The organism is Companilactobacillus miaonis (genome assembly GCF_036913615.1).
In the GTDB taxonomy this organism is placed as follows: domain Bacteria; phylum Bacillota; class Bacilli; order Lactobacillales; family Lactobacillaceae; genus Companilactobacillus.
Genome location: NZ_JAYKTX010000011.1, coordinates 70,403 through 84,975, shown reverse-complemented (window position 1 = coordinate 84,975; position 14,573 = coordinate 70,403). Strand labels below are relative to the sequence as shown.

Genomic DNA, 14,573 nt, shown 5'->3' with positions numbered 1-14,573 from the left:
CCCCTTAGTTAATTGCTAAATCGTCTAAATACTGCATTCTCTTTTTAACCCCACGGTTATAGAAAAATTTATAGAACAATTCTATTAACATGAAATTCGTCTGATTTCGTGCATTATTGAAAGTATTTTTTTCTGAATAGACCAAATATTTTTTACCGTGTTTATTAGTTTCAAACTTATATGTTTGTAAAATTGAGCCGTCAGGTTGTTCTGTTTCAAATTGAAAAAGCTTATTTTGCTCAATATCCTTAACAGTCATCGTATTTGTGGTAGCGAGTTTTTTCATCTTGGTCGTTAATTTTGCTTTAATACTAGTACCTTTTTCTAAGTGTCTAATTCTGGGATCCATACGTTGAAAGTACTTCAACTGTTCATCAATTAGTGTTTGGTATAGATCCGCTTGATCAGCATTATATGAATATTTAAATTTCAACGTATCGACTCTCATAATATCCTCCTAGTCAGTAGCGCCAGCTTCTTCTTGTTTAGCTGTTTCACGCTCTTCTTTCAAGAACTCATTATCCATTGTCTTCAAGAATGGAATCCAAATTAAAGTCATGACGACAACGTCAACAATTTGTAGAATAGCACCAGCAATTGATCCGGTTCCTAGCCAACCTGCTAAGAAGATAGGCGTCGTCCAGACAACTGTTGCACCAATTGGCCGTGGTACTAATCCAACTGCAATTGCAAAGTAAGAAATTGTTGTTGAAGCGAGTGGAGCTAAAATCCATGGAACTAACAAAACAGGGTTTAAAACAATAGGCAATCCATAAGTCATAGGTTCTGAAACATTAAAAATAGCTGGAGCAAAAACAGTTCTCATAGTAGTCTTCATACGAACTGACTTAGCTAAGAAGAAAGCAAAGACAATCGCACAACCTAGTTGCATACCTTGGTTAACGAAGACACCCATGAATGTTGTGTTGATAATATGTGGCAATTCTGCAGCACCGGCTTTGTAGGCATTGTAGTTTTCAATAGCCAAAGCACCCATAATAGGGTCAATGATTGAGTTAACAAGTAATGTACCATGAACACCAAACGACCAGAATAGTTGTGTAAAGAAGACGGCAACTAGAACAGCTGGAAGTGTACCACCTAATCCCATAAGTGGTTGTTGTAAAATTTCGTAAACAAAGTCAACAGCGTTACCCCATGAAGTGAAGGTAAAGATGTATCTAATAATATTGAAAAGAAGCAAAGGAGCTGCACCAGGAATGATAGCAACGAATGATTCAGCAATCATTGGAGGAACTGAAGCTGGCATCTTGATTGTGATGTGAGCTTTACTAATAGCACAATAAATCTTTGTAGCAACGATAGCAGTAATAATACCAACGAACATACCTTGAGCACCAAGGTCATTAATGGCAATAAATGAGCCTAATTTCTTATCAGTACCAATAGGTAGTAACATCAAGAAACTTGATAGTGAAATTGCACCGGCGAAAATCTTTTGTTGACCCTCATGTCCGGCTAGTTGATATCCAATACCAAAAACGATGAACAAAGCTGAAACTGACATTGTAGCGTTACCAACTGGTCCAAAGAAATTCGTTAGAAAATCGTTAAACCATTGTGGTAAGAATTTATCGAACGCAAATGTAGTTGGTAAATTTTGTAAAATAACCATGATTGATCCAAACATTGTGGCTGGAAAAGCTAACATGAATCCATCACGTAAACTTAGAAGATATTTATTGGCTCCGATTAACTCGGAAATCGGACCCATCTTCTTCTGGAATGCATCTAAAAAGTTTTTCATTCTTATGATTCCCCTCTTTAATGTTATGTAAACGTTTACAATGATTACTATAACTGTTTAGTTAACGTTTACACAAGTCCAAATAAAAAAATATTTGAAATTTTTTCTAAATCTCAAATATCTTCAAAATCATTTTCTAATTTTTGTTAAATCTAAAACTGAATCTCTAACTTTCAAGTCACTTGCACACACAATTTGAATTGGCATCTTTCGATTACCAATCATTTTCTCACGAGCTACTTTTACAGCAATTCGTCCCATCTCTTCTGAATCCATTTTAATACTAGAGAGTGTTGGAGTAAGATAGCGATTCATTTCAACATCATCAAAACTAACAATAGAGATATCATCAGGAATCTTCAAACCGGCATTGTTAATAGCCTTATAGACCCCCATAGCCATTGGATCACTGGCAACAACGATAGCAGTTGGTAGTTCTTTTTCTTGTAATAATTTACTTGTCATTTTCAAAGCATCTTCCGCTTCCCAATGCCCAATATTAGTATTGATATATCGATGCAACCCATGTAAATCCATCCAACTTTCATAAGCGACCGCCCGAACTTCACGACGACTGTTGATTCGACTACCATCAACATTAACAATACTACTGCGGCCACCCACGAAAGCAATGTTCCGATGTCCATACCGATACAACAAATCCAGAACCTTAAAGGTCTTATCAGTAAAATCTGTTTGAATTCGATCAAATCTTTCGTCACTAATATAATTATCCACTAGTACCAAATTTTTATTACGCTGCATTACCATATCCATAGCTTCTTCGGTCATTTGACCGACCATGATAATAGCTCCATATCGAGACAATTGATCCCAATCTTTATCAGTATCACGCATCCCAAAGACTTTGCTAACTTGCAATCGCCACTGGGCAGCTTCCTCTTCAATACCACGATGAATGGCTAGGAAATAAGGATCTCTTAATTCACTTTCGCTGTTGTGACGCAAAATTAGCCCAATCGACATTTCTGAGTTTGTCCGACGTGGACTCTTTAAGTTTTTCTCTTTTGAATAATGCAATCGATTAGCAATATCAATTACCCGTTTACGAGTGTTTTCATTGATACTAAAAGTTTTGTCATTATTTAAAATCCTTGAAACACTAGCAGCTGATACTCCCGCCATTTTAGCAATATCTCTTATACTTGCCATTTATTTACCTCAGTCATCAGTAATTGTTTACATATGTTTACTATATTCTTATTGTTGATCGTTTGCAAAGCTTTAAATAAAAATAACCATGATAAAAAAGTTCAAAGTAAAGATTCAATCTCTACTTTGAACTTTTTTAATTATTTGTCTTAACGCTTGTTAAAAACCTATATTTAAACAAATTTTTCCAATGGATAACTTAAGTCATAACTTCCTGCCTTTAGTCTTTCCTCTTCACCTGATTTAAATCTAATAATTCCAGTAGATTTAAATGGAACATCAACATGCAGCGAGATAACATCTTCGAAAACGGTCCAATCTAACTTTGCTAATCCATTTGGTGTAATGTGACTTACACTTGAATTTGTAATATTTCCACCAGGTCTTGGGGCAATTGAAAATTCTCTCCATCCAGGTTTAATTGCCTTTAACCCACCTACAGTACTATAAATCCAATGTGTAACTGAACCCAAAGCATAGTGATTAAATGACGTCATTTCTCCAGGGTTTACTTCTCCATTAGGAAGTAATGAATCCCATCTTTCCCAAGTTGTAGTTCCACCCATTTTAATTTGATACATCCAACTTGGACATTTATCAGATAAGAACAGCTCGTAAGCTCTGGAAATATGATTTGTTTTTAAAAGTGCATCTAATACATATGGTGTCCCTGCAAATCCAGTAGCTATAGTATTTCCAGCTTTTGAAATTAATTTATCCAATCTACTTCCAGCTATTTCTAATAATTCTGGAGAATCATCCAAAATACCAAATTCTATGGCCAAAGAATATGCACATTGTGTATCTGATGTCATATATCCATTAGATTTAAAGAATCTATTTTTAAACCCAATTTTTGATTTATCAGCAATCTTTTTATAATATTCTGAGTCTTTCAATCCCAATTGAACATTCATTTCGGACAGTATTGAACAACTATTAATAAAGAATGCTGTTGCAACTAGTTCCTTTTGTGTCATTGCTTTGACTGGTTCATCTGGAGGTGCTGTCGGATCCAGCCAATCTCCCAACTGCCCAACATCATAAGCTGGTTTTCTATCCCAAACTCCATCATCAGATAAATATGTAATAACTTCATCAACCCATTTTTTTGCTAATGGATAGTGACGTTTTAGTACTTCCTTATCCCCTGAATTCATATAAATTGCCCATGGAACGATTGTTGCTGCATCTCCCCAAATAGCAAGTGCGCTTATAACCTTCCATCCAGCAAATGGCATATACGGCGTATATACTGGTAAAGTACCAAATTTATCTCTCTCATAGCCAACATCTTCTAGCCAATTTGATAAGAATCCAGTTGTATCATAAAGATCACAAGCAGTTGGTGCAAATAAGGCTATATCACCAGTCCAACCTAATCTTTCGTCTCTTTGCGGACAATCTGTAGGAATTGAAACAAAATTAGATCTCATTGACCACAATGTATTATTGTGTAATTTATTTACCATATCATTTGAACAATTAAATTGCCCATTTTGTTTCATTTCAGAATGATAAACTTTGGCAACTAAATCATCCTCTGTTAAATCGCCTTGCCAACCAATAATTTGAGCATATCTAAATCCGTGCATTGTAAATTTAGTTTCCCATGTTGTATCTTTGCCAGAAGAAATAAATTTATCCTGTTGAATCCCACGTCTTAAAGGTCTAATTGCAGGTGTTCCATCTGGATTCAGCACTTCAACATGATTAATAATTAATTCTTGTCCTTCACTCAATCCATGAATATTAATACTAATCCTTTGAGTACAATTTTGACCAAAGTCAACTATCCATCCTTGATCATTTTTAATAATTGAAACAGGTTTATGAATGCCATCCATTCTAATTGGCAAGTCTTCCGCAAAACACATTTTCCCACGATCAAAAGGAACTTCTGCAACGTCCTGCCAATCATCCATTTCAAAATCAGAATCTAGCCAACCGTTTATATCTTTTCTTTGGTCAAACCATTCTCCCTCATAAATGTTTGATCTAGCAATTGGCCCTATTGTGGCTTTCCATTTTTCATCATAAGAATTAGAGGCAATAGTGTATTCATTATCATTCTCATCAATTACATGTAATTCAGCATAAACGCCGATTTTGTCTCCATAATAATTAACTTGTCCTCCAACTGGCCCCGTTCTACCACGATACCATCCATCTGCTAGCCAAAATCCTAAAACATTTTTCCCTTTATGCAAACTGTTCGAGATATCATATGCTTCTACTTTTAGACGATGATCATAATCTGTCCATCCAGGTGTTAAAACGTCTTCTCCAATTCTGTTACCATTTGCTTCAGCTTCTACTAAACCTAATGAAGTTAAATAAAGTCTTGCATACTTGGGGTTTGACGATAAATCAAATTCTCTTCTAATTATTGGTTGAGGTCGATGATCTGTTTTACCAGTACATTCTGGATAACCAATGAATCTTCCTTCAAAAACAAATTCATTTAATATACCAACATCAAACTGAAGTTTATCAGACCATTCATTACGGTCATCATCGACTTTTATACTAACATTTACCAATTCTCGATCTAAAAGTGGTTTTATTGGCCATGGTAAATAGTTATTTTTGTTCCCATCAACTTTAACAAATTCTTCTGTTACTTCTTTGCCAGGTAAATGATGATCAATTTTAATTACTACTTTAGTATCATCTTCAATATTCTCAGAATATTTCCATGATAACCGCGGTACATAAGTATTAATTCCTAATCTATTACCTAGATAATTTTCAACCTTTAATTCAATCGGCCTTACTCGATTATTACTCATAGCTATTACTCCTATCTTTTGAAATAACTACTCTTCAACACCATTGTTCTTTTGAGCTCTCATCATAATGATAGCTGCAATTAAGTATAGAATTACTAATCCTGAAAATACCCACATAGTAGTTTGAATTCTAGCAGGAATTACTAATGCTGGTGTAACAAATGCGAACAATGCACAGGCTAATCTTGAAGTACCATTAATAATACCTTGGATAGATGCTCTAACGTCAACAGGGAATGATTCTTGTGTCCAGACTTTATACATAGCTTCACCAGCTAGTGCACCACCAACAGTTGTGAATACATTGGCTGTAATAATACCAGTTAGATGAGTACCAAATAATCCTAAGATTACATATGCAACGAAACTAATAAGTGAACCAACGATAAAAGCAGGATTTCTAGACTTACCACTAGAAACTTTTGAGAACCAAGCTGTTACTAAAATACCAACGAATCCAATAACAACACCAGATCCTGTTGCAATACTTTGTGATGCATGTGCTTTAACCAACATAAATGTACCAAATTGTCCCCAAGTATTTGCTAATAAATTCCAAAGAACATAGAACAACATGATAAGTGAGAAGTAACGTAAATATTTCTTATCTGATCCAAATAGAACTTTAACAACTGAAGCTTTTGGCATTTCCTCTTTTTCATTCTTCAATTCATTCCAACGAGCATCACCAGCAATATGAAATTGTCTAAATGTAGGTGAGAAAGTTCTCCATGCCCAAGTAATCAGAGCTACTAATGTTAATACACCAAATACAATTCTAGCACCTAAATCACCTTGTACTTTTGACACAATGAAAGCGGCGGCGACGGAAGACATCGCACCAATTTGCCAATATACTTGTGTAAAGGCTACTAACTTATTAGAAATTTCTTTATCTGGTGCATCATGCGATACAACCGCTAAAGAGACTGGTAGATCCATACCTGATGTGAATCCACAAATCGTAACACCACAGACTAACATCCAAAATCCATTAGATAGTACACATAGTGCTGCACCAATAGCATAGAACAAATTAATCCAGTTAAACGATTTTATAAGTCCAATGGATTCAGCAATTTTCCCTCCAAAAAGTGATCCAAAGGCAATTGCAAACGTCAAGATACCTGAAATAATACCTACTTGACTATTTGTTAATTGAAGACCCTTTTGCCAAACTGTAATAGTTGAAGCTAAAGTTACGATAATACCGGATCCTAACATTGATCCAAATCCAGCTGCATTAGATAAAGGTCGATAATGTTTTAGTAATTGTGTTTCATTTGAATTATCCATAATTCCCTCCTAATTATTAAAATAATAATATTATCGCTTACTTTTAATAAATGATTTCTATTACTTTTTCCCTATAAATATCAAATATAATATAATCTGAATCTCGTTTTACAAATTTAATACCTGATGGTAAATCCGAACAAACTGCAGAATTATCGTATACAGGATTACCATTAATAATGATTTTTTCGTTATTCAATTCTTTTGGAACATTTATTCTCACTTTTTTTATTTCCGATGGAATCTTTACAATTATTTTTTTCGTTAAATCATTTTCTATTGATACTGAAAGTCGTCCTTTAGGTGTATTTATTGACCCTTCGAGTGATTTCAAACTTGCTAGATGTGGACGAATTTCTAATTCCTCATATCCTGGCTTTAATGGCGTTATCCCTAAGTTATACTTGTATGCCATAGTTAATGGGCTTCCAGTCCATGCATGATTTCGTGTACCCTGTGAAGCAGTCCAAAATTCCCAAAGAGTTGGAAAATAATCTAAAACCATTTCCTTATATCTTTTCTTAGTCCGTTCCATTGCTTCCTTATCAGCATTAAGTATATATAAGGCTTCTAGTACATATTTTTCCATATATGGACTTGATTCAAAACGATTTTTAAATATTTCGATTAAATCGTTTCTATGTTTACTTTCAAAAAGTCCAGTATACACAGCCAAAGCATTTGCCCGATCATCTAGAAGCTCATTATCAGTTTCTTTATAATAACCGTGCTTTTGCAAATTCCAATAATTTGATTCAAAATTTTGCTCAATAAGCTCAATTCTGTCCTTGATAAATGCATATTCTGGTTTATCTTCAATACCCAAAACTGACAATATTTTCAAAGTATTTTTACATGCAGCATAATACCAACATTGATCAATAATCTCAGTATCTGAATGGTAGCCCCAATCATCCCAATCCCAAGTTCCAGTTCGATGCTCAATTTTTTTGTTAAGAGAATCTACTTTCCACAGACTTAGATAATTTATTAATGATTCATATCCATCGATTAATGGCTGCTTATCTCCAGAATATTGATAGTATTGCCAAAAACTATGTACAAATGCTAATGATTGCATTGGTAATTCAAAACACTCAGTTAATTTCTTTTCCTTAGCTTCCAAAGTGAGAGTACCATTTTCATCTAAGATTTCACCATGTTCCAATCCATTTGGTACGGTAGATGGCAAAACGCCTGATTTATGCTTAAAGTGTAACGCTTGATTAATTGCCTTTTTAAATAGAAGACCCGCGTTTTTATCCATTCCATAAAATGCCATTTGCATTTCATTAACTGCATCGCCAATCCACTGGGCTCTTTCTCTATCTGGACAATCCATAAACGTATCTCTCATAGTTACCAACAGGGTGTCATAACATTTTCTGAATAACTTATTAATGAAATCATCATTACTCTTAAAAGTACCTGGATTCTCGATCCTATAAGTTGACGGTCTATATCCTAATTCAATAACTTTCACATCATTTGGTATTTCAAAATAAATTTGATATCCATTAATCCATCCCAACGCTTCAAATGATTGAATTCCTTTTTTAGTTACATATAAATGTCGAATTGAATCTCCATTATTTGCCATTTCATTCCATGTATCTGAGTACATTGAAATTCTTTTACCTTCTGGAGCATCTACTTTTAAAAATGGAGTTCCTTGTAAATTTGTCTTATTAGTAATCGTATATTTCGTAATACCCTTAATTGGATCATCGATACTCATTTTCCAAGTATTTAAACCATTTTCTTGATCTTTAAAAATAACTACATCTTTTACATCCAACTGTGGTATTGGTCGAGGCCATAACTCTTTAAATGGTCTAGGATGTGCAATTGAATTGTCCCATTTAGTTTCATCAAAGGTAATATCTTGCCATCCTTGTAAAGCATCTTCAGCATAATAATTAATATCAGGTTCCGCTAATCTATAAGACTTGTCTTTTTGAGGTATTGGTTCATGATAAGCAGGATTCTCAATAGCTTTCCATGATTCATTTGAAACAAGCTCCTCATATTGTGGTGAATCTACACTAAATAATAATCCCGGCGTACCACTGTCAAAGAAACCATATCCATTTTTTCCAAAATAAACTGCAAGAATTGCAATTGTATTTTCCCCTTGATTTAAATACTTACTAATATCAAATGAATCAAAATATATTCCTTGTGGAGATGGTCCATTTTTTACTTGACCCTCAAAAACAACCATTTGACCATTAATCCACAACCAATATTTTGAATCGACGGCAATTTTAACATTCAGGCTTTCAGGAATCTTATTTAATTTGAATGATTTTCTAAAATTTACCCATTGCCCTGGCTTTACTTTTACATTTGCCCAAATCCACTTTCCATTAATGTCCTCTTGAAGTGGAGATGCTAAATCATGGTTAACAGAAGTAATACAGTCATTCATACTTGATATCCTCCCAATTTAATTATCAGAACAAAGAATTTACAAAAATTCTTTATTTGGTTGAACAGAAAATCTTTTACTCAATTCAATAAGGTTATTATCATTGATGGAATTTATCATTCTTCCGCCATGCATTTTTATTATTGAATAAATGCTAGCGGCTTTTTCTACGGTCTCAATTAATCCAAAAGTCTCATCTAAGTCACTGCCAACTGCAAAAGCCCCATGATGTGGCCATAAAACAATTTTATATCGTGTAAGTTTATCTGCAGTTGCTCGTCCAATCTCATTAGTACCTGGTGTCATATATGGAATGATTCCAACACCTTCTGGAAAAACGACTATTGATTCAGCTTGCATTCTCCATAAAATTTGACTGAATTTTTTTTCTTGCAATGGTAAAGTAAACGACATTGCTATTAAATTCGTTGGATGACAATGCATGACACAACGTTTATCAGAATTATTTTTTTGAAGTTTACAATGCGTCATTAAATGTGCTGGAAATTCACTTGTAGGTTGTCCACCATCAGTGAAACCCCATAAAAGATCGACGCTCTTTCCATCTTTTGCAATTTGAACTAAACCTAAATCTCGTTCCGGAAAGCTTGAAATATTTCTAAAATATTTTCCTGTTCCAGTTACTAAATAGTACTGCCCAATTACCTCTCTTGCATCAAAACCAATTTTGATATTTCTGATAATAGTACTTACATCTGAGTAATTACTTAAATCTTTTGAATCAATTCTTAAACTGATATTCCCCCCATTCCTTTCATCCCAATTATGGTTATATGCTTGGGATGTTATATCTTTCATTTGGTTAACAAAATCTGATTCTAAAAATGGCTTCATGCTACTTTTTACCTTCGCCCTCTTCTAATTTCTTTTAGACAAAACATCATTGGTATAGTTCTTCACATCGCTTACCCAATCAGAACCTGCGGGTACTCCATTCAACTGACAGAATCTATCCCAAACCGCACTTACAGGATAAGTTTTGAGTTGTTCCGTAACAATTAATCTCTTCGTAAAATCATAATTAGATTCGGATTCCTTTAATTGATCCACTGGTGTAAGTAGTGATTGTAGTAGAGACTTTTGTGTTTGTCTTGCACCAACAATCCAAGCAGCAATTCTATTAATTGTTGCATCAAAGAAATCAAGTCCAATATGAGTTCTGTCAATATAATTATCACGAATCAACGAATCAGTAATTTTATGCAGCATATCATCCAAAATAACGACATGATCGCTATCCCAACGCATTGGTCTAGAGACGTGTAGCATAATACCTTTTCCAAATGGCAAATAGGAAGAAAACTTATCTGAAACATCTTCGGTAGGATGCCAATGACCGGAATCAATTGTCCATAATTTTCCTCTACTAATGGAATAATTATTATAAAGTAAATGAGATCCGACAGTGAAGGCTTCAATACCAGGGGCAAAAAGTTTTCCTTCGAACGATTCGATAGTATTTTCCTCAGGGTATTTTTCAGAAATAATTTCATCAAGTGAATCAATTAAACGCAACCTGTAAGACTCTTTATCAATTGGATTATCCTTAAATCCATCTGGAACCCAAAAATTATTAATAGATTGAACACCTAGGGATTTTCCAAAGTAGTTAGAAATTTCTCTAGATTTTTTACCTACCTCAATCCAATAATCTCTAATATTTTTATCTGGAGATGATAAAGTTAAATTATTTTTCACCATCGAACCTCTAAAGAATGTTGGATTCATATCTAAACCAATTTTTTCCTCTTTAGCCCAATCAACCCAATAACTAAAGTCATCTTTATCGACATCTACAAGGTTTTTTTGAGTATCCGTAACACCGTAAATACTATGTAACTGTACTTTTTTATTACCAGGAATTAACGATAAAGCTTCATGTAAATCAGAAGTTAATTGATCAGGGGTTTTTGCTACTCCCAGATAATTTCCGGTTACCTCTATTCCCGAAGATGAACTTTCATCAGTTTTTACAAACCCTCTAATGTCGTCGCCTTCCCAAGAATGAATTGAAATTGGAATTCTTTGTAGACGTTTAAGTGCGGCTTCTGTATCTACCCCAATTTCTTGATACTTTTGTTGTGCATCTTTATAATTTTTTTCAATAATTTCGTTGCTGATCATGTTCCTCACCTACTCTAAATAAAAAGCCTCTTCTAAGTTCTCTGTTATGGGTTCTTCATTATCTTTTACAGACATTATTGGTGCCATGTAGTGCCACCATTTTTTACAAATACTAGTTTTAGAAAACTCTTTATATTTGCCAACATCATTAACATCAAGTGTGCTAAAAACTACCCCATTTTGTCTGTCTATAGATATTTTATAGTCAGACACTCCGTACTCTTTTAGTCCTTGCTTCATTTCTTCCCAAATATTTTGATGTCTTTTGATATATTCATCTATATCGGACTTATTCACGAACATTTTTTGATATATTCTAGTCATTCAGATCACCTTTTTCTTTTAAAAATAATTGATATTTTTTTAAAATATCAGAATTAAAAGTAGCGGGTTTATATCTTTTTACAGGTAAAGAATTTACAATTAATTTCCTACCAGCAGTTATACTAGAAACTTCTTTAGTTTCGAGCATCTGTGTAATTATATTACCTGCAGCTGTAGCCTCTGAAGGCCCTGCAATTACTTCAATGCCAGTAACATCGGCAGTCAATTGATTAAGTAAATCAATATTGCATCCCCCACCAACAATAAATAAATTATTTATTGTTTTTCGCGATATCCTCTGAATTCTTTGAATTTCATTAGCGTAATAAAGTGCCAAGTTACTATAAATACACATCATTATCTCTCCCAGTTCTCTGGGTACTTTCTGAGATGTTCCTACACAATAATTTTTCAGAGTTAGTAACATGTTCTTAGGACTTAGAAAAACAGAATCATTTATATCTATAAACTGTTGAAATGGTAAGAATTTCTCTGCTTCATCGGCCATCCCTTGAAAACTAAAATTATTAAAATTTTCTTTTTTTATCCTTTGAACTATCCACATTCCCATAATGTTTTTTAGAAATCTGATTGAGTGATTGACTCCACGTTCATTTGTATAGTTCCCATCAAATGCCTCTTGAGTGGTGTTGGGAAACTTCTCTTCCGTTCCTAATAATGACCATGTTCCTGAACTAATGTATGCCCAATTTTTCCCAAAAGCTGGTATTCCAGCTACAGCAGATGCAGTATCGTGTGATCCAACACATACTATTTGAATTTTAGGAAGCTTATATTCTCTTCTATATTTTTCCTTTATAGTTCCTAAAACTGTTCCAGGTTCAACGATTTTTGCAAATTGTTCCTTTTTTAAACCAATAGCTTTTAATAGTTCTTCATCAAAATCCTCACTTGCTAAATTTACAAGTTGAGTAGTCGAAGCATTGGTTGCCTCTGTAACCATTTTGCCTGTTAATACATAATTTATATAATCTGGTATTAATAGAACCTTATCGACATCAGAAATGGTATTTTGGCTTTCACTAGACAATTGATATATCGTATTAAATTTTTGAAATTGTATTCCTGTTTTTGCATATATTTTTTCTTTTGTTAATTTATCTGTAATTTCTTGAAATTTCTTGTCTGCTCTTGAATCACGATAACAAACTGGATTAGATATTTTTTTGCCTTTATTATTTACAAAAACATAATCGACGCCCCAAGTATCAATGCCCAGAGTTACATTATTCATTTTTTGATAATTAATCATCGATAATCCAGTAAAAATTTCCTTGATCAATTCATCAATATTCCATTTCTTTAATCCGTTCTCTTCAAAAAAATCATTTCTAAAACGATAAACTTGTTTAAGAATTAATTTTTCATTTTCAATGTGTCCTAGAATAATTCGACCGCTAGAAGCGCCGATATCAACCGCAATATGAAAATTCATCGCCTCATCCTCTAAAAAAAATTATTGACAAGCTATATGAAAGCGCTAACATTTAACTTACGAGTATATGATATATGCTTGTGCTTAAGTGAACAATATCAAATAATCATGATTAAATTACATTTATACAGGTGAAGAATATGGATCAAAAAACTCTCGATATTTTAATGAAATACAGTGATATTGAGAAATATCAAAAAATAAATCATAAATTCAAAAATAATGTGCCTAACGCTGCCATCATTCAAGATGATGATTCATCCATAAACATTCCAAATATCAATGAGTACTTTTTTAAAAACCATGATATTTATATTAGTAAACATAATCGATTTGCATCTTATCCTACCCATAAACATAAATTTCTAGAAATGAATTATTGCTACAATGGTAATTGCACAGAAATTGTTGATGACGACAAGGTTTCTTTAAAAAAGGGTGACTTAATTCTTCTTGATGTCGGATGTTCCCATTCAGTTGATTATTTAGGGGAAAAAGATATTTTAATAAATATTTTATTTCGGGATCAAGATATTAATTTAGCTACCCTTAACGATTTGCGCGGAACAGAATCAGTACTCTTTGATTTTTTAATCAATCGGATAATTAAAAGTCATAAAAATCCTAAATCTATAGTTTTCAGAAAAACAAACAAGAACATGGAAATATCAGATACGCTTGAAAAAATCATTGACGAATATATCCTCAACAAAGAGTTTTCCAATACTATTATCAAAAGTTATTTGAATATTTTATTAATACAATTAGTTAGAAATTACAAAAACAAACGTTCCAATGTTTCTCAAACTAAAAGTTTAATAATCAGAATACTCCACGATATTACTGTCGATTACGCTAATATCAGTTTGGAAACTGTAGCAATGAAATATAACTACAATAAAAATTATTTAAGTAATTTATTTAAAGAAGAAGTTGGTGAAAATTTCATTAAAGTATTAACACGAGAAAGGATTATGAAAGCACATGAATTAATTCAAACGACATCACTTCCAATATGTGAGATAATAAATAGCGTTGGTATCAAAAATCTAAATTTTTTTTATTCAAAATATAAAGAACAATATGATGAAATGCCTAATCAAACTAGATGTAAATAATTAAATAGTGAGACTAAAGAAAAAAGTCTGATATACATATCATAAAAATGTATATCAGGCTTTTTTGCTT

The 14,573-nt window shown here is 33.1% G+C and carries 11 protein-coding genes; 1 reads left to right on the top strand and 10 read right to left on the bottom strand.

Annotation, left to right across the window (positions count from 1 at the left end; genetic code table 11):
- Positions 1-4 precede the first annotated feature (4 nt).
- From U8521_RS10180 to rhaB, 10 genes are all read right to left on the bottom strand, one after another.
- Complete coding sequence (locus tag U8521_RS10180) at positions 5-448, bottom strand: DUF3284 domain-containing protein (RefSeq protein ID WP_334352653.1); 444 nt, start codon at positions 446-448, stop codon at positions 5-7.
- A 9-nt stretch (positions 449-457) separates the two neighbouring features.
- Entirely contained in the window at positions 458-1,768 is a 1,311-nt protein-coding gene (locus U8521_RS10175; RefSeq protein WP_334352652.1) for a PTS sugar transporter subunit IIC, read from the bottom strand.
- Between the two features lie 129 nt (positions 1,769-1,897).
- Entirely contained in the window at positions 1,898-2,941 is a 1,044-nt protein-coding gene (locus U8521_RS10170; protein WP_334352651.1) for a LacI family DNA-binding transcriptional regulator, read from the bottom strand.
- A gap of 173 nt (positions 2,942-3,114) precedes the next feature.
- Positions 3,115-5,733, bottom strand: a complete 2,619-nt coding sequence (locus U8521_RS10165) for a family 78 glycoside hydrolase catalytic domain (protein WP_334352650.1) — start codon at positions 5,731-5,733, stop codon at positions 3,115-3,117.
- Between the two features lie 27 nt (positions 5,734-5,760).
- On the bottom strand, positions 5,761-7,029 hold the full coding sequence (locus tag U8521_RS10160) for an MFS transporter (RefSeq protein WP_334352649.1): 1,269 nt from the start codon (positions 7,027-7,029) through the stop codon (positions 5,761-5,763).
- A gap of 43 nt (positions 7,030-7,072) precedes the next feature.
- Positions 7,073-9,460, bottom strand: coding sequence for an alpha-L-rhamnosidase-related protein (locus tag U8521_RS10155; protein WP_334352648.1), 2,388 nt, complete (start codon positions 9,458-9,460; stop codon positions 7,073-7,075).
- A 39-nt stretch (positions 9,461-9,499) separates the two neighbouring features.
- Positions 9,500-10,315, bottom strand: a complete 816-nt coding sequence (gene rhaD / locus U8521_RS10150) for a rhamnulose-1-phosphate aldolase (RefSeq protein ID WP_334352647.1) — start codon at positions 10,313-10,315, stop codon at positions 9,500-9,502.
- Positions 10,316-10,339: 24 nt separating this feature from the next.
- Positions 10,340-11,605 (bottom strand): L-rhamnose isomerase, encoded by a 1,266-nt coding sequence (locus U8521_RS10145; RefSeq protein ID WP_334352646.1) that lies wholly within the window; start codon positions 11,603-11,605, stop codon positions 10,340-10,342.
- A 9-nt stretch (positions 11,606-11,614) separates the two neighbouring features.
- A complete protein-coding gene (gene rhaM, locus U8521_RS10140; protein WP_334352645.1) occupies positions 11,615-11,929 on the bottom strand; it encodes an L-rhamnose mutarotase in 315 nt (104 codons plus the stop codon).
- Positions 11,922-13,385, bottom strand: a complete 1,464-nt coding sequence (rhaB, locus tag U8521_RS10135; RefSeq protein ID WP_334352644.1) for a rhamnulokinase — start codon at positions 13,383-13,385, stop codon at positions 11,922-11,924. Before rhaB ends, rhaM begins: the two co-directional genes overlap by 8 nt.
- Positions 13,386-13,525: 140 nt before the next feature.
- Between rhaB and U8521_RS10130 the strand changes: the two genes are divergently transcribed.
- The gene (locus U8521_RS10130; RefSeq protein WP_334352643.1) at positions 13,526-14,503 is read left to right on the top strand and encodes an AraC family transcriptional regulator; all 978 of its coding nucleotides are present in this window, start codon (positions 13,526-13,528) and stop codon (positions 14,501-14,503) included.
- Positions 14,504-14,573 lie beyond the last annotated feature (70 nt).